Consider the following 16,920-nt stretch of genomic DNA (forward strand, 5'->3'; position numbering starts at 1 on the left):
CCGAGTATCGTAGCCAACGCACATGCAACTTGAAGTATGACGGGTATACGCCATTTCCAGGGGTTCTGTATCTATGTCATATCAGTGGGATTTTTCTGCCATCTGGCCTTACCACCAACTGCTGTTGGAGGGGCTATGGGGAACGATAAAGATCGGTGCCACCAGCATCCTGATCGGAATGCTGGCAGGCATGGTGCTCGCCGCGATGAAAATGTCGCCTCGGTTGTTATTGCGCTTGCCCGCCGTGATGTTGATTGGCTTCTATCGTAATACGCCCGCGATTGTGCATTTTTTCTGGATTTACTACGCCCTGCCCGTTATTACGCCCTTAACGTTTTCACCTTTCACCGCCGCCGTCATCGCGCTGTCGGCACAGTCCGGTGCCTTCTATGCTGAGGTCTATCGTGGAGCGATTTCTTCGATTCACCCAGGGCAATGGGAAGGAGCAAAAGCGCTGGGCATGCCGCAATCGACGGCATTGCGACGGGTCATTCTCCCGCAGGCCTTGCGCAGAATGATCCCGCCTTTTATTGAGCGTTCGTTTGAACTCATCAAATCCACCTCGCTGGCTTCCTCACTGGCCTATAGCGAACTGCTTTATCAGGCGATGCAGCTAAACAGCCAAACTTACCGACCGCTCGAAGTCTACAGTCTAGTGGCCGTGATGTATTTCACTCTGCTGCTGCTGATTAGCCTGTTCAGTCAACATATTGAGAAACGGCTGTCGCTGGCAGACCGTCGGCTCGCCTAAGGAACATCATGCACTATCAATGGGATTTCTCGCTGGTCTGGGACAACATTCCGGTGTTGCTGAAAGGCCTTGGCGTCACGCTCGAACTGTGGCTGATAGCAGGCGTGCTGGGAACTGCGCTGGGGCTGGTTTTGGGTATTTTTCGCGTGTTTGGAAAGCGCTGGCTGTCATTGCCCGCCAGATTCTTTGTCGAGATATTCCGCAATACGCCCGTCCTGATCCAGCTGATCTGGTTTTATTACGCCTTCCCGGTTCTGGTCGGTGTGCAGTTTAGTACCTTTGCCGCCGCCGTGCTGGCTCTGACGCTGTATAGCGCCGCGTACTGCACCGAAATTTTCCGTGCCGGACTACAATCCATCGACCACGGACAATGGGAAGGCGCAAAAGCGTTGGGCATGCGGCACACGGTGATCCTACGGCGCGTGGTTCTGCCACAAGTATTGCGCAACATGCTACCTGCCTTGACCAACCGGATGATCGAGTTGGCTAAAGTCACCTCGCTGGCCTCCATATTGGCCGTCAACGAACTGATGTACCAAGGGCGGCTGCTGAGCAGCACCTATTATCGTCCGCTGGAAATCCTGACGGTGGTGGCACTGCTCTATTTCGTTTTGATCTGGCCGGGGAGCTACCTTGCCGCACGACTTGAACGTCGTTTCCGTTCAACCCCCTAGCCCGACAGTGACACAGGATTACTATGCGTGAAGATATTGCTTTAAGTGAAGAACGTGTTCTAAGCGAAAATCGTGATCTGAGTGAAGATACCGTTCTGCGTATTCGCGGACTCCAGAAACGCTTCGGTGCCGTTGAGGTGTTGAAAGGTATCGATCTGGATGTACGACGCGGTGAAAAAATTGCCATCATCGGCGGCAGCGGATCGGGGAAAAGTACGCTATTGCGCTGCCTGAATTTCATGGAAATCCCCAGCGCTGGCACCATCGAACTGGATGGCGTAGTGCTGGGAAAAACAGACGCTAAAGGTCAGCACGACTACCCAGAGAAACAACTTTGCGCCGTGCGGGAACGCGTGGGAATGGTGTTTCAGCAATTCAACCTGTTTCCCCATCTCACCGTGCTGGAAAATGTGCGTGAAGCGCTGGTATCGGTGAAGAAAATGCCGCGACATGAGGCGGATATCATAGCCAAAGCCCAGTTGGAAAAGGTTGGGCTGAGCAATAAGCAAGACGCTCGCCCCAGCAGCCTGTCCGGCGGTCAGCAGCAGCGGGTAGCGATAGCCCGTGCGCTGGCGATGTCGCCTGAAGTCATGCTGTTCGATGAGCCAACATCGTCACTGGACCCAGAACTGGTCGGCGAAGTGCTGCACACCATTCGGGCGTTAGCGGACGAAGGTCGCACTCTTCTGTTAGTTACTCATGAGCTGGGGTTTGCCTATCACTTCGCCGACCGCGTCGTGTTTATCGAAAATGGCGTGATCCATGAAATGGGCAGCGCCGAGCAGGTGCTCAAAAATCCGCAACAGCCCCGTACACAGGCTTTTCTTGCCCGCTTTGCCGAGCGAGCCTTTTAATCCATCATTCACATTCAGGCGCACCACAATGCAACCGACATTATCCAACCAAAGCAGTCAGGCCTATTTGCAAGATCCGCGTAACAACGACGTACAGGTGTATGTGAATGGGGAATTTGTTCATCGCGACAACGCGGTGGTGTCGATCTTTGATTCCGGCTACGTGTGCGGTGACGGCGTATGGGAAGGATTGCGCTTGGTTAACGGCCGCCTGATTGCGCTGGACGCCCATCTGGATCGCCTGTTCGAGGGTGCTGCATCAATCCAACTGGATATCGGCCATAGCCGGGAGGCGCTGACCGCTATTCTCTATAACACGCTAGCCATCAACGGGATGACCGATGGCGCACATATTCGCCTGATGATTACCCGTGGGAAAAAGCATACGCCGAATCAGGATCCTCGCTTCATCATCGGCGGTGCAACCATCGTGTGCGTGGCGGAATACAAGGTCGTCGATACAGCGGCGAAAAAGCGCGGGCTGACGTTGTTTACGTCCACTTATCGCACCAGCACACCGGACGTCTTCGATCTGCGACTCAATTCGCACAGCCGACTTAATCTTATTCAAGCGCTACTACAGGCGTTGCAGGCTGGTGCAGACGAAGCGTTGATGCTGGATCCGCACGGTTTTGTCGCCAGTTGCAACTCCACCAACTTTTTTATCGTCCGCCGCGGTGAACTGTGGACGTCATCGGGGCGCTACTGCTTCAACGGCATTACTCGCCAGACCCTTATCGATCTCGCTCACGCCAACGGACTCACGGTCAAGACTCAGGACTTTACGCTGGCAGAAGCGCTCACCGCCGATGAAGCCTTTGTCACCGGCACGCTGGCGGGTATCACCCCAGTAAAAGCATTGGATGGCCACCCATTTAGCGCCGAACATCGCCCAGTTACAGAGCAGCTTAGCCAGTGGTATGAGGCATATCTAAACGCACAGTGATAGAGACGCATCGTCTTGATAACAATGACGATGCCACATAAGGAATGGATAGACACTGACAAGTGAGGATATTAGTGATGATTAGAACATTCCAATTTCAGGAACTCTGCAATCGCAGCCGTGACTGCCTGCGCAGCTTCAGTCGGAGGATGATGACCTGTTTTAGCCAAAATGAGTATACTCGCGTCAGCGATCAGGGTAGCTATTTCCTGACTCAGTTCAACAGGTGTTGCAGTGTCCTGTTCCCCACAGATGATCAGTGTCGGAGCACTGATGTCAGCCAGTAGTTCCGTTATATCACCCCGCTCAAAAACCGCTGCATCCAATGCAAGCGCTAATCCTGTGCGATTGTGAGACAGCATAATACGACGCTCTCGGGCAGCCTCTCCCTGATTATTCTGCAACCACGCCTCATTATTGATATGACTCTGAATTTTTTTGAATAAATCTTCACGCGCATGTTCTGAACCGGTGAGCAGAATGTCACGCTGCCTGTGCCAGTTTTGCAGACGTTCGGGAAATTCCGCTCTGGCACTGGTGCCGATCAGAACCAACCCGGACACCAGTTGCGGATAATGGGCTGCAAGCCTGATGGCGACCATTCCGCCCTGACTCTGTCCAATAAATGTCACTTTGCCGAGTGACAGTTCCTGAATCATTAACGCTAAATCCCTGCTCAGATCGTCAAGTTTCCAACCCGCGGGATCGTATTCGCTCAGGCCATGTCCCGGCATGTCCAAGACAATACAACGATACGACTTACTCAGTATCTGAAATTGTGCAGAGAAAATTTCATGATTTGCGAACAGTCCGTGAGCAAAAATAAGCGTCGGTCCTTCGCCAATATCGCGATAACGATACAGAGTGCCATTAATTCTAACCTGCTGAAGCTGCCATTCATCACTGGCATCAAAAGCCCTGCTAAGTAGAGCTGAATCTTCAAACATTTGATAACGGGTGATTTTCGACCCTGATACCTTAAAGTGAATGATCATATCGCTGCCAACCGCATTTCCCGTACTCAGTACGGTATGACGAAAACGCCCCAGTACCAGAACGCTGTCATTATGGGCAATGATGTCACTGATGGAAAAATCCAATGGCCTGAAGTTCTGCGGGAAATTTTGCAGCCAGCGCCTGACTCGCCCCGGCCCCTGTAACAGCCCAACGGTAGATACCCCAGGCTCACCATCGATATGCCACACGACGTTGTCATCAAGCAGGCTGACGATATCATCCAACTTTCCTTCAGCAAATGCCGCCAGATAAGCCTCGACCGTCTTTCTTGCACTCAGCCCCTGTATATCATGCGTATTTGTTGCTTCCATTTTATTGTTCCTATTTAAGAAATATTGAGTTGGCAAATGCCATGAGGAAGAGTTTATTTGTTCCATATTTTGAAAACTATAGATAAAATCGATCAATCATCTTCCAAAAATAGAAAACTTTATGCGTGAAATAAGCATGGACTGGAACGACTTACGCTTCTTTTTGGAAGTCGCGCGAACAAGCAGCCTCACCAAAACTGCCATTAAGCTGAAGGTCAGCCAGTCAACAGTATCAAGAAGGATTGGCGCACTTGAAAGCAGTTTAAAGACCCGCCTGTTCCTCCATCATCAGACCGGATATTTTCTTACTGATGTTGGCAAAGAAGTTCTCAAATATGCTGAAGATGTGGAAGGTAAAGTAGGAACACTGGAGAAAAAAATCTCTGGACGGGATCTGGCTCCTGCCGGAATAGTCCGCCTAGCTACAGCAGTGACGCTAGCAAACCACCTGATTATTCCTCAGCTACCCCGCTTCATGGCCTGTTATCCTGAAATCATTCTGGAGCTCGTCACGGGTGTAAATACCGTATCAGTAGTACGAAATGATGCCGATATTGCGCTGCGGCTTGTCCGTCCTGAACAGAATTCCTTAAAGATACGAAAGGTAGGTGTTGTGGCTTCTGCGGTGTACGGTTCAGAAACCTATGTCCGCGAGCATCCTGCGCCCGAAGATAACCCGATAATAGGCCGAAGTTTTATCACATGGGACAAATCGTTCAGTCATCTCCCCTCTGCCAGATGGCTCAATGAACACTTCCCTGACATGACGTCGACATTAGCCTTGACCAGCCTTGTAACACAGATTGCTGCAGTAAACGCTGGCTTAGGGCTCGCAGTTTTACCCTGCTTCATTGCCGCGCAGAACAGCGACCTGGTGGAAGTCATCCATACCCAACGTGTGTTTTCTGAAGACCTCTGGTTGGTCAGTCATACCGACCTAATAGCATCTTCACGGATCAGGGTAGTGGCTGACTTTTTAATGGAAATTATCGCTGAAGCTCATCTGACATGACCTTTCTGAGTTACTGCTATCAAGCTCAAAATATCTGCTTCTGCCACACAGGGGACAAGCACGTGACGCTGAAGGTCTGCTGAGAGCGAAAAGCAGACATTTTGCATAAATTGGTTTTATGAAGAGCCACACTCATTAGCCATTCATTTTCAAAATTAACAGATATCAAAACGCATTAAAGTAATGTATATATAGACAGTATTCTTAGTAATGGGAGCAATCGCTGCATGAGCCGTGACAGATATAATCTATCCATAGCAGTATTCGTCTTGCTTCTAAAAGGGGATGAACTCTGCATGCTCCGAAGGTCTAATACGGGCTGGATGGATGGTTGCTTTAGCTTACCGGCCGGTGGGCTAGAAAAAGGCGAGACACTCTCCACTGCTGCCGCCAGGGAGCTAAAAGAAGAGACCGGGGTGGACGCAATTCCTTCAGAGTTGGCCCTTGCGCATACCATGCATGTGTGGACGGAAAACCGTTCATGGATAGGACATTATTTTATCTGCCGAGAATGGAATGGTGTACCTTTCCTTGCAGAACCTGACAAGCATGCCGAAGTAAGCTGGAAGAACATGTCGGATCTGCCAGAAGAAACAATACCCTATGTAAGGCAGGCTATTGAAGCCATTAATGCTGATGAGAGTTACTCAGAATACGGATGGGACACTGGTCGGTAACCTCTGCTACATAGCAATATTTCCGCTCCTCGTCAGGATGCATATGCAAAAGGGATGCTAGGAGCGAAAAGCAGACATCAGTATTTTTTGTTCTTCATTACAAAAACACCCCCGTGATAGCTACCCAAATTACGGCTCTTCAGTCCGAAATAATGTCTTGAATGCTTCTGCATTCACGTTCGTAAGCGTTGAAGCGCGTAAATGCGGATTTGCTAAAAGGAATCTGGTAACCAGATTAAATCCTAGAGTATATCCAAGCCATCTTGGCAAGTTACTGGTTCCATAAAACCATGCATTGTGGTCGTAATCTGTGCAATCCCAATCTTTTCGCGTCAGTAGGATATGCGATTGGACTTCTACTTCATCAAGGCACTCCCAAGGTTCAGGCTCCCCACCGAATAGCTCAAGGGTGAAATGTCCCGCAAGCCCCTCAGATACAATAGCTTCACCCAGACTGAAGCCGTACCCCGGCCCGGCCCATCTTGCTGCATGATGAAGTTCATGAGCTAGCATGCGCTCTAGAGAATTATTGGGATTAGAACAAAATGACGGTTTTTCAGGATCAACCGTTATATACACAATGCCTGGTTCAGGGCTGTATCCGAGATGCCCTTTCTCAGGAATAACCTGCGTCCCAGCTTTCACAATAATATCCAGAGAGGGAAGATTCATTAGTATGCTTGCTTTAGTATATGTTTCTGTCAGACAGTTATTAAGCCATTCACTCTGGGCTGTCAGTTTATCCTGCGCATTTAAGATATGAAGTTTCATGTAAGACATGATTGCCCCTTAAAATTCTGACTGTTCTTAGTATTGCTTCACCCCTTTAGATAGGTCCAGCAGTACGCACGTCCTGACCCTTATAATGGCCCATGTCGGCTATGAGCGGACGTAACGTCATTGTTCGGCATTAAGGCTGGTGAACGTATTCATTTCAGCAAGTAACCAGCGTTCAAAACTTTCTAGCGCAGCCTCATTGATTCCCGTTTCCGTCGGTTTTACTAAACAGAATTTTTTGCTCAGGCAGTCTGAGGCTGGCCAGGGCGAAACAAGCATGCCGCAACTCAATTCATTCTCGACATACATACGCGGAACCAATGCTACGCCGTGTCCCGCGATGACGGCAGCGATGGCCATTTCATGAAGATCGTACCGCACACCCTGAGCCGGATTATCGAGGCGTATTCCACGTTCCTGGGCATAGTGATGCCATGCATCAGGATTCTGTCGACGGTGAATGCGCGGAAGTTCGTTTAACTGTCGATTGACGTCATTATTTGTTAATAGTGAGGGATTGCAAACAGGCAGCAGATTTTCCTGAAACAGAAATTGCATACGCATGCCTGCCCATGCGGAATGTTCAAAATGAATGACCGCGTCAAAGCCACTTCCAGGCAAAATGAACGGATCCGTTCTCGCCGCAATATTTAACGTTATGTCCGGGAACAAAGAGTTAAAGCCGCTCAGGCGGGGAATAAGCCAACGGCTGGAAAAGGTCGGCAGGACGGCGATATCCAGACTCTTACTGCCCTCAGGCATTCCCATTATGTACTGCGTATCTCTTTCGAGCCGATCGAGCGTTTCACGCACGTGATGCGCATAGCGCGCGCCGACAGGGTTAAGCTTTACCCGGCTTCCCATACGGTCAAACAGTTTACAGTTCAGCAACGCTTCAAGACGCGCAATCTGACGGCTAATCGCCCCTTCCGTTAACGATAACTCCTCTGCGGCCCGGGCAAAACTATCGTGCCTTGCGGCGGCATCAAAAGCCTGCAGGGACGCACTACTGGGTATTTTTCTACGCATAAAACCTGTTCCTTGCTCAATGCTTACAACGTGCTTTCATTGACTTAATATCACTGCCCCGTGACATATTATCGTTTTTAAGCGGCATAACCAGCCTGTAGCATGATGAAAAATCATTGAGCAAATGTATTTGCTTGCGTTTATAACTCATGTAGAGATGGGCTGATGTTCTATATCGTGGAATGCTCGTATAACGCTCCTGAAAGCGAGGCAGAATGGAATGCCTTTTACAGCCAGCAAAAACTACCCACATTGATATCTGTTGCTGGCTTCACTACCTCTCAACGCTTTCGCGCCGTCAAATCCGGCTGCCCTGTTTACCTTGCCATTCATACAATTAATGATGCGAATATTCTCAGCAGTGAGGATTACCGTTTAAAAGGAGGCGGTAATTTCTCTCGTTGGCAGGTCTGGATTACTGACTGGCATCGTAACCTCTATGAAGGTGAAGGCCTTGCTCCAGCCATCTCTTCCGATGAAATTCTGCTATTGAGCGCAAAGCCAATAGACTTTTTAGAGACAGAACTGGGATATCGGGGTCTGGAAATGCATGCGGTGGGGCTGGATAAATCCCCTAACTATCGCGTTGCATATGTCCTGCCTGTTGAGATGGCCTCGCTGTTTACAGATATGTCTGGTGTGTATCTCTACGAGCCTCTGACACCGCAGTTGCAGAGTGCTGAAAAAGGGAAGCCATGACATCATGCCTAATCTGACTTTTTATATTTCTGAAAATCACTCTGACAAGTTTAAAAACCTCGGTGATTTTACCCATAAATGCAGCACCCTCTGCTGTGACATCCTCGGTGCAGAACCTAAAAACGTTCATATCATTTTTGTCGATGTAAAGCCGGGATGCGGGCAACCGGTCTATGCCGAACTCTTTTATCGTCTGACAACATTGCGGACCCATGAAGTGATGGAGAACTTTATGCGTGAACTGGATTTTGCCACTCAACAGGCCTCTGGTCTGATAACCCGTATTCGCTGTTTTGGCTCCCCAGCAGAACACCTGTTCGCCCGCAACTAACCTCGAGGTAGTGATGAGCCATACCCTTCCGTTTCGTCAGATCGGCGATTTTCAGATAACCGCGCTAAGTGACGGCAATATGTCAGCGAGTCTGGATTTGCTGTCAGGCATTGAAAAAGCTGATGCGAACATTCTTCAATGCCGTGCCGGAATCGGTGAGCCCGGCGATATCCATATAAACTGTTACCTTATCCGCGGTCTGGGTCGGATCATTTTGGTTGACGCTGGCACAGGCCCGGTGAACAACATGGCGGGACAACTCAACGCAAACCTTGCCACAGCGGGTGTCAGCCCTGACGACGTCGATACCGTTTTATTGACGCACTGCCATCCGGATCATATTGGAGGCCTGCTGGATTCTGAGAAACAGCCGGTTTTTAAACACGCTGAAATTATTCTTCATCCTCTCGAAGCGCAACACTGGCAGGATGATGAAAAACTCAACATAGCGAATGAGCGCGGGCAACGTAATTTTTGGCTGGTCCGCCAAACCTTAGACACTTACGCCCGGAAGGTGCGTTTTTTTAACGGCGATAAAATAGCAGAAGGCATTCTGCCGGTATGGCTACCGGGTCATACGCCTGGGCATACCGGTTTTCGCATCGATGCGGATGATAAATGCTTATTAATATGGGGAGACATTGTCCATTATCCTCATATTCAGTCAGCGCAACCGGCTGTTTCTATTTTATTCGACACCGATCCCGCTCAGGCTGAGGAAACAAGAAAGAAAATTATGGAAAAAGCTGTCAGCGAAAAACTGATCATTGCCGGCATGCACTTAAGTCAGGCTGGATTTGCCAGCGTTCTCAGGGAGGGTAGTGGATACCGCATTTCCTACTCTGAAAAATGAATGGGTAGGCCTGACAGGGTTGTTATTGATTAGCACCGTTCAAGGTCATCAGTGTCCGTTTCTGGCACTCTACAGCCCTTCGAAAGACCTCCGACAGCTTTGAGCAAGGTTCGAACATTCGCTTTCACACGATTACGATATGCCCGTTGAGTGACTCTGTTGTTTTGCCATCACAGCGCTGTGGCACAAGACTGTAATGATAGAAGTGCCACTATGCAAAGTTCTCCAGTATCTGTTTTGCATGAAGGTATTCGTAAGACGTAACTTCAATCTTGTTGTTGCTGAGATCGCAGAAGTACACGGACATAGATACATCGTGGTCACTGATGGTGAAAGAGATTTTTTTGTCCTTGAGGGTTGGGATCAGCTCAATAAATGCGGATCCCCCTACGCCGAAAGCCATCGTATGGCCGGGATGCTGAGATGTTCTGAGGAAAAGGGAAAGTGACGCTCCGTTATTGCTTATAACCAACGGTCCTCCCTGAATCGTCTTTGATAAACAGCCGGCAAAGAATTGATTCAACCAAATATTAACCGTTAGAAACATTTCATGTAACCTATCGCTCTTTTTCAAAGGAGCAGGTCAGGGAATGAAAGCCGTAAAGTTACTATTTGGCATCTTACTATTGAATATGGCCATAGGGATTAGCACGGCTCTCGCAGAACCGGACGACACCCCACACTCTTTTTACGCGGGTAAAACGCTGGCGCATCCGATCATTTCAGGCGCACGCGACAGCAACGCCCTTCTGGTTTTCATTCAGGAAAACCAGGTGGTCAACGGCTATTACTGCTTCTGTAGCGAAGAGGATCACAGTGTCGATCACCTTCCCCACCTGCTCGGTACTTTCCCCGATTCCACCATCGAATCCGTGTTTTATGCCGATGTGGACAAGTCTGGTCAAATCACGCTGGTGTTGAGTAAAAGTCACGGCAAGTTCGCCCTGCGCAGTTGGCGTTATATTGAAGACGGCAGCTATATTCCGGTACTGAGTTTACAACCGGTTCTGGATAAGTTGGTGCGCGAGAATAAAGATCTCAATTCAACGCTGATAAAACGTGCCCTCGGCCAGCTTCCGCCTTATGACTACAGCGCGCAGTACCCTACGTTCGATAATCAGGATTTCGATAACATCGACTTTACTCAGGGCAAGTTTGTCGGCTGGTATTTTGAGGATGGCATACCTTCCCATGCCGCGAAACAGCCAGCAGAAAATGTCTACGCCTATAAAAAAACGTTTGCGGAAAAAGACGGTTTATTTCTCACCGCGACGTTCAGCCGTGAGTCAGACAGCGCCACAGCCGAATTTCGTGTAACTGCCATCAGTTGGCAAGCTGATCCGGCTAAATTCAGCGGCAGCGAAAATGGGCCCTATGTCTATTATTCGAAGCAATATGGCTTAGTAAAAGGGTTTTTCCTCCATGGCATCCCTGACGAAAAATGGACCACCGTTGGTGAGAACTTCGACAGTTCAGGTAGCTATATAGCGGGACAACAGCAAGGCCAGTGGACCATCAGCGATGAGCAAGAAACGGCCACTGGCATGATGAAAAACGATAAGCGAGAAGGCCGCTGGGAGATAACCGACGGCGCGAATAGCAATACACCCGAGCTAAGTGGCTTCGATACTTACCTCAATGGCCAGCGCCATGGCCCAAGTGAGCGCCGTCTGGCGGGCGTGCTGCGCACGAAAGGCGATTATATTGATGACCAGCCTGAAGGCATGTGGATCACCGAAAACGGCGAAGGCCCGTTTGTGAAAGGCGTGGCTAACGGGATGTGGCAGCTAAACACGGCTGACGGCGAGATCCAGCAGGTCGAACTGATCGCTGGCGTAAAGCAGGGAGAACTGCGCTGGAGTGATAAGAAAGGCCATCTGACACAAATCATTAATTATAAAGATAATCTTCCCCACGGGGTGTACCAGAAGTTCAACTCTACCGGGAAACTGGTTTATCAAGCTGGCTATGTGATGGGGACGCTGAACGGCCGCGAAATCGAATATTACGACGATGGCACCACTTTGCGCGCCGATCGCGGCTACCGCAATGGCGAGCTCGACGGCCGGAATATCTATAATTTCTCCGACGGAAAACCGCAGTCCATATCAACCTATGACCACGGTGATGAAGTCGGACTGGCGCAAGAATTTACCGCCGCTGGTGTCAAAATTATCGAGCGTAATTACTGCCCTCCGTCGATGAGTGGTCGCGGCTACTGCGGCAAACAGCAAACCTTTAACCCTGACGGCACGCCCCTCACCGAGGCCGATTATCTGTTCAACCGTCAGCAAACCAATAATACCTGGTATGCCAACGGCCAGCGTCAGGATGAAACGCGTATCGGCACCGATGACAGCTACACCCAAATCAGCTATTACCCTAACGGTCAGATGCAATGCATTAGCCGCGCACAGGGTTTCAAATCGTTAGTGGTCGATGGCAAAGAGTACAAAGATTATCAGGGTGCCCTGCGCCAGGGAGAAAGCGCCTGTTATTACCCCGATGGCAAAGTCAAAAGCAGCGGAGTCTGGAAAGACGGCAGGCTGACCACAAAATGTAAAACACGTTTCGATGAGAACGGAAAACAGACCGCACCCGGCCCTAACGGCTGCATATTCCCGAAATGGGAATATGCACGCTGATCTCTACAGATAGACTGCTATGACCACCTATATTCTTCTTGGCCTAGCCATCGTTACAGAAGTGATTGGTACAACGATGATGAAATACTCTGAAGGGTTTTAGCGGCTTATGGCCCTCTGTGGGGACAATTTCCTGCTACGCCGCCGCGTTCTACCTGCTTGCGCAGACATTGGCATACATCCCTACCGGGATAGCGTATGCCATCTGGTCTGGCGCGGGGATTATGCTGATCAGTTTACTAGGCTGGTTGGTCAGCGGACAAAAGCTGGATCTGCCAGCCATACTGGAAATGGGGCTGATTTGCGCGGGTGTGCTGGTGATTAATATCTTTTCGAAAGTGGCACCGCATTGAGTGAGGTTATATGGAGGCGAGTGCTTTGCTTTCCATTACGCACTGGCCAGGATCATGCTGACGATGACGTCTGCAAAGGGTATAAAAAGGAACGCCTTAAGGACAGCATGACCGCCAGAACCTAGGTTATTAGGGCGCCGGTGATTGGGCACCCTAAGTCGGACGTAACATCAATGCCACAGAGATATTGATCAGTAATTAATAACGTTCCAGCCAGTGGGCGTACGGCGTTGGCAGCGTCCACGAGGCGCGATCGATGCCCAGTTCGCGTGCCGCCTGATAGCTCCAGTGCGGATTCGCCAAATGTGCTTTTCCTACCATTACCAGATCCAACTGACCCGATGCCACAGCCTGCTCAGCCAATTCTGGCGTCCCGAAGCCCCAGGCGGAGGACACAGGAAGATCGGCCTGTTCACGCACCTGTTGAGCAATTGGTCCCATAAAGGCAGGTGCCCACGGAATATTGGCTTCCGGCGTAGAGAAACCGATGCTGACGCTCAGCATATCCAACCCTGCGGCTTTGAAACGGCGCGTCAGTTCGATGGATTCTTGCAGCGTTTCTTCATCGCGGCCGTCAAATTCAATCACGCCGAAACGAGCAGTCAGCGGCAAATGTTGTGGCCAGACGTCACGAACGGCAGCCAGCGTTTCCAGCAGGAAACGGCTACGGTTTTCAAAACTGCCGCCGTACTGATCGTTACGCTTGTTGGAGTGAACAGAGAAGAAACTCTGTGCCAGGTAGCCGTGAGCAAAATGCAGCTCCAGCCATTCAAACCCAGCTTCCAGCGCACGGCGAGCGGCAGCGACAAAGTCATCACGAACGCGGGCGATATCTTCCAGCGTCATTTCCTGCGGCTGCTTGGATAAATTTGCACCGAAAGCCGCTGCGGAAGGGGCAATCGTCTGCCAACCGCGTGAGTCACCCGCGGGGATATGGTCATCACCTTCCCAAGGAATATTGGCACTGGCTTTACGTCCGGCGTGCGCAATCTGAATACCCGGCACGGAGCCTGCATCCTTAATGGATTTGGCGACCTTGGCAAACGCCTGCGCCTGCTCATCGTTCCAAATTCCGGTACAGCGCGGAGAAATGCGGCCTTCGGGCGCAACAGCCGTCGCTTCAACGATAACTAACCCTGCTCCACCGCGCGCCAGCGACGCATAATGCACTTCATGCCATTCGTTGATCAGGCCATCATTCGCGGAATAAGTACACATTGGTGGAACGGCAATGCGGTTACGTAACGTAATATCTTTCAGTTTGAAGGGCTGGAACAGTGCGGACATAACATTTCCTATTTCATCTGTTAATTTCGATAATTCGATATTAATCGAACAATGGATTTTAGACAACCCTATCGCTATAATTCATCTATGAGACCTTTTAAGCACCCGTCCCCTGAAGAATTTACTCTTGAGCGTGTTCTGTACGCCTTGAGCGATCCGTTGCGCTTAGCCATTGTGCGTTGCCTATCCGTACAAGAAGAAGCGACATGTAGCGAACTCGACGGCGGTCGCCCTAAATCCAGCGTGTCACACCATTTTCGCGTGTTGCGCGATTCGGGCCTGCTGCATACCACCAACAGCGGCACCACGCACATCAACCGGCTGCGCCGCAGCGAAATGCAACAGCGTTTCCCCGGCTTACTTGACGCAATCCTGTCTCAATCGGCGGAATAAGTTATAAAAAAAGCATCTTGTTTTTTATCCCTATAAAGTGAATGGTTAAGGTTCTTCCATACCTGAGGGAAAAGCAGACATGACAACGCTATCGATTTACCACCGCCCGCACATCACACAGCCCGTCCAGCAGCTCACCGTGTTTAATGATATTGCGTCGCTGCTTGCCAGCGCCGGTATTCAGCTAGAGCACTGGCAGGCCGAAGCGCCTCCGCTCAACGCTAGCAGCGAAACCATTTTGACGCAGTATCATGCCGATATTGAGCGCCTCAAACAGCAAGAAGGCTACACTTCCGCCGACGTGATTAGCCTGACGCCAGATCACACAGAGAGAAAGGCATTACGGGAGAAGTTTCTTCAGGAGCACACGCACAGTGAAGATGAGGTTCGCTTCTTCGTACGCGGTAGCGGCGCGTTCTTTGTGCCGATTGGCGAACAGGTTTTTCAGCTTACCTGCGAAGCAGGCGATCTCTTGCGCGTCCCCGCCAACACGCCGCACTGGTTTGACTGCGGTGAATTTCCTAATTTTGTCGCTATCCGTGTTTTTACCAATCCAGAAGGCTGGGTTGGGCACTTTACCGGACGGGAAACGTTTCACTAATTCCACGATCGTTTCTGCATTTCTCCGCCGTTCCCTTTATACTGTGCGCTTTGTACCAAGACGAACGGCGAGACCCCCTCAGTAATGATGAATAACGATGTCCTGCGCAGCGTGCGCTATATGCTGAATTTCAATAATGACCACCTGCTGAAGATCCTGGCGCGGGTGGAGATGACCGTCCCTCCCCAGCAGTTGGCGAGTTATGTCAAAAAAGAGGGAGAGGAAGGCTATCAGCCTTGCCCGGATATCGTGATGAGTTATTTCCTGAATGGGCTGATTCTGCAAAAGCGCGGTCAAGATGAAAACCAGCCTGCGCCGCAGTTTGAGCGCAAGGTGACGAATAACATTATCCTGAAAAAACTGCGTGTCGCCTTTTCATTAAAAACGGATGATATTCAGGCTATCCTGCTGGCACAAAACTTTCGAGTTTCACTACCGGAAGTGACTGCGATGATGCGCGCACCTGACCATAAAAACTACCGTACCTGCGGCGATCAGGTGATCCGCTACTTTCTGAAAGGGCTGACCGCGCGGGTACGCAAAGGCTAAAAACATCCCGTTAACGAAAAGACGTGAGCGTTGCCCGACAGGCCTTTCCCCGTAAAGGCACTGACAACGCTCCGTTTCTAGTACGGTATCAATGCTGAGTTTCATGCAGGACAGCCGTTACCAGTTGCTCCAGTTCTTCGTCATCAATCTGAGTGACCTGTTGCACACTGCTCTTATCCATCCCCGTTAACAATAAATTACGCGCAATCTGTCTGGCGCTATCTTTCATACCCTGCTGAATTCCCTCATCGAATCCCATTTTTTCACATTCAAAATGAGGCGCTAACCGTAAAGGAATCTGTTGCCGTCAGGCGGCTTCATGTTTTTCCATCGTCAGCAGCGCGGGAGTCGCTTCAACACTCAGCGCAGGATGGCGGCAGAAGCGGACGACATCACCGACCACTAGCAGGCTGGGCGACTGTGGTTGATAGCGTGCCAGCAATGCCGGTAAGGTCGCCAGTGTAGCAATCAGTAATCGCTGATCCGGTTGCGTGCCGCGTTCAATAATCGCGACGGGCGTCTGCGCTGACAACCCGTGTTCGATCAGGCGCTGGCACAGCCGACTGCTGTGGCTCAGCCCCATATAAAACACCAGCGTTTGCTGGCTGTCCGCCAGCGTTGGCCAGTCCAGCTGCGGTTCGCCATCGCGCGAATGGCCGGTCACGAAACGCACCGACTGCGCACAAGCTCGATGTGTCAGCGGTAACCCCACTGCCGCCGCACAGCCTGTCGCAGCAGTAATACCGGGCACCACATGGCAGACGATCCCGGCTTGCTGGGCATAGTCCATCTCTTCACCACCGCGTCCAAAAATAAACGGGTCGCCGCCCTTGAGGCGAATTACTCTCTGCCCAGCCTGTGCCAACTCGACCAACAGCTGATTGATTTTTTCCTGTGACAGGCGGTGACAACCGCGCGTTTTACCGACGTCGATACACAGCGCCAACTCCGGCACCAGATCCATAATCTCCGCCGATACCAGCCGATCGTAGACCACTACATCCGCCTGCTGGATTGCCCGCAACGCCTTCAACGTCAACAGTTCCGCATCACCTGGCCCTGCCCCCACCAGCCAGATTTCACCGCCGAGTACGGGCTGACGCCGCTGGCCCTTCGCCAATATTGATTGTGTTGTCATCATGTCACACCTCATTACGCCGT

19 protein-coding genes and 1 pseudogene are annotated in these 16,920 nt (G+C 50.7%); 14 read left to right on the forward strand and 6 right to left on the reverse strand.

Translation table 11 applies throughout. The features are described 5' to 3' along the window. Positions 1-73: 73 nt before the first annotated feature. Genes GZ59_RS14340 through GZ59_RS14355 form a run of 4 tightly spaced genes read left to right on the forward strand, consistent with a single transcriptional unit; the run spans position 74 to position 3,225 of the window. Positions 74-751: an amino acid ABC transporter permease gene (locus GZ59_RS14340; RefSeq protein WP_011094499.1), complete on the forward strand. Its 678-nt coding sequence runs from the start codon at positions 74-76 to the stop codon at positions 749-751. 8 nt (positions 752-759) lie between these two features. Beyond that, the gene (locus GZ59_RS14345) at positions 760-1,425 is read left to right on the forward strand and encodes an amino acid ABC transporter permease (protein WP_011094500.1); all 666 of its coding nucleotides are present in this window, start codon (positions 760-762) and stop codon (positions 1,423-1,425) included. Between the two features lie 23 nt (positions 1,426-1,448). Next, complete coding sequence (locus GZ59_RS14350; RefSeq protein WP_011094501.1) at positions 1,449-2,279, forward strand: amino acid ABC transporter ATP-binding protein; 831 nt, start codon at positions 1,449-1,451, stop codon at positions 2,277-2,279. 28 nt (positions 2,280-2,307) lie between these two features. Beyond that, positions 2,308-3,225: an aminotransferase class IV gene (locus tag GZ59_RS14355; RefSeq protein WP_011094502.1), complete on the forward strand. Its 918-nt coding sequence runs from the start codon at positions 2,308-2,310 to the stop codon at positions 3,223-3,225. Positions 3,226-3,296: 71 nt separating this feature from the next. Here GZ59_RS14355 and GZ59_RS14360 read toward each other — a convergent pair whose 3' ends face one another. Next, positions 3,297-4,553 (reverse strand): alpha/beta fold hydrolase, encoded by a 1,257-nt coding sequence (locus GZ59_RS14360; protein WP_039292687.1) that lies wholly within the window; start codon positions 4,551-4,553, stop codon positions 3,297-3,299. A 136-nt stretch (positions 4,554-4,689) separates the two neighbouring features. Here GZ59_RS14360 and GZ59_RS14365 point away from each other — a divergent pair, with 136 nt between their 5' ends. Then, complete coding sequence (locus GZ59_RS14365) at positions 4,690-5,565, forward strand: LysR family transcriptional regulator (protein ID WP_051623315.1); 876 nt, start codon at positions 4,690-4,692, stop codon at positions 5,563-5,565. A 227-nt stretch (positions 5,566-5,792) separates the two neighbouring features. Further along, positions 5,793-6,242: an NUDIX hydrolase gene (locus GZ59_RS14370; RefSeq protein ID WP_039292693.1), complete on the forward strand. Its 450-nt coding sequence runs from the start codon at positions 5,793-5,795 to the stop codon at positions 6,240-6,242. A 129-nt stretch (positions 6,243-6,371) separates the two neighbouring features. Here GZ59_RS14370 and GZ59_RS14375 read toward each other — a convergent pair whose 3' ends face one another. Further along, entirely contained in the window at positions 6,372-7,022 is a 651-nt protein-coding gene (locus GZ59_RS14375) for a DUF2268 domain-containing putative Zn-dependent protease (RefSeq protein ID WP_039292696.1), read from the reverse strand. A 117-nt stretch (positions 7,023-7,139) separates the two neighbouring features. Further along, positions 7,140-8,048, reverse strand: coding sequence for a LysR substrate-binding domain-containing protein (locus GZ59_RS14380; protein WP_039292699.1), 909 nt, complete (start codon positions 8,046-8,048; stop codon positions 7,140-7,142). 165 nt (positions 8,049-8,213) lie between these two features. Here GZ59_RS14380 and GZ59_RS14385 point away from each other — a divergent pair, with 165 nt between their 5' ends. The 5 genes and pseudogenes from GZ59_RS14385 (at position 8,214) to GZ59_RS14410 (ending at position 12,929) form a co-directional block, all read left to right on the forward strand. Beyond that, on the forward strand, positions 8,214-8,747 hold the full coding sequence (locus GZ59_RS14385; RefSeq protein ID WP_039292701.1) for a hypothetical protein: 534 nt from the start codon (positions 8,214-8,216) through the stop codon (positions 8,745-8,747). Positions 8,748-8,751: 4 nt separating this feature from the next. Beyond that, positions 8,752-9,078: a tautomerase family protein gene (locus GZ59_RS14390; RefSeq protein WP_039292704.1), complete on the forward strand. Its 327-nt coding sequence runs from the start codon at positions 8,752-8,754 to the stop codon at positions 9,076-9,078. Between the two features lie 13 nt (positions 9,079-9,091). Then, on the forward strand, positions 9,092-9,931 hold the full coding sequence (locus GZ59_RS14395; protein ID WP_039292706.1) for an MBL fold metallo-hydrolase: 840 nt from the start codon (positions 9,092-9,094) through the stop codon (positions 9,929-9,931). Between the two features lie 590 nt (positions 9,932-10,521). Next, positions 10,522-12,576, forward strand: coding sequence for a toxin-antitoxin system YwqK family antitoxin (locus GZ59_RS14405; protein ID WP_039292711.1), 2,055 nt, complete (start codon positions 10,522-10,524; stop codon positions 12,574-12,576). Positions 12,577-12,595: 19 nt separating this feature from the next. Next, positions 12,596-12,929: pseudogene (locus GZ59_RS14410) on the forward strand (EmrE family multidrug efflux SMR transporter). Between the two features lie 198 nt (positions 12,930-13,127). Here the strand turns inward: GZ59_RS14410 and GZ59_RS14415 are convergent. Then, complete coding sequence (locus GZ59_RS14415; RefSeq protein WP_039292714.1) at positions 13,128-14,216, reverse strand: NADH:flavin oxidoreductase/NADH oxidase; 1,089 nt, start codon at positions 14,214-14,216, stop codon at positions 13,128-13,130. 87 nt (positions 14,217-14,303) lie between these two features. On the opposite strand from GZ59_RS14415, the gene GZ59_RS14420 reads away from it, so the two are divergent. The 3 genes from GZ59_RS14420 to GZ59_RS14430 all read left to right on the forward strand — a co-directional run bounded on the left by GZ59_RS14420 (position 14,304) and on the right by GZ59_RS14430 (position 15,759). Further along, positions 14,304-14,609, forward strand: a complete 306-nt coding sequence (locus tag GZ59_RS14420) for an ArsR/SmtB family transcription factor (protein WP_039292717.1) — start codon at positions 14,304-14,306, stop codon at positions 14,607-14,609. Between the two features lie 79 nt (positions 14,610-14,688). Next, complete coding sequence (locus GZ59_RS14425; protein WP_039292720.1) at positions 14,689-15,210, forward strand: 1,2-dihydroxy-3-keto-5-methylthiopentene dioxygenase; 522 nt, start codon at positions 14,689-14,691, stop codon at positions 15,208-15,210. 84 nt (positions 15,211-15,294) lie between these two features. After that, positions 15,295-15,759 (forward strand): YehS family protein, encoded by a 465-nt coding sequence (locus GZ59_RS14430; RefSeq protein WP_039292723.1) that lies wholly within the window; start codon positions 15,295-15,297, stop codon positions 15,757-15,759. 88 nt (positions 15,760-15,847) lie between these two features. On the opposite strand, the gene GZ59_RS23290 is transcribed toward GZ59_RS14430, so the two are convergent. Both GZ59_RS23290 and cobA read right to left on the reverse strand, forming a co-directional pair. After that, a complete protein-coding gene (locus GZ59_RS23290; protein ID WP_235213959.1) occupies positions 15,848-16,018 on the reverse strand; it encodes a hypothetical protein in 171 nt (56 codons plus the stop codon). A 48-nt stretch (positions 16,019-16,066) separates the two neighbouring features. Then, positions 16,067-16,900, reverse strand: a complete 834-nt coding sequence (gene cobA / locus GZ59_RS14435) for a uroporphyrinogen-III C-methyltransferase (RefSeq protein WP_039292728.1) — start codon at positions 16,898-16,900, stop codon at positions 16,067-16,069. Positions 16,901-16,920 lie beyond the last annotated feature (20 nt).

It is taken from the genome of Pectobacterium atrosepticum (assembly GCF_000740965.1).
Lineage (GTDB): Bacteria > Pseudomonadota > Gammaproteobacteria > Enterobacterales > Enterobacteriaceae > Pectobacterium > Pectobacterium atrosepticum.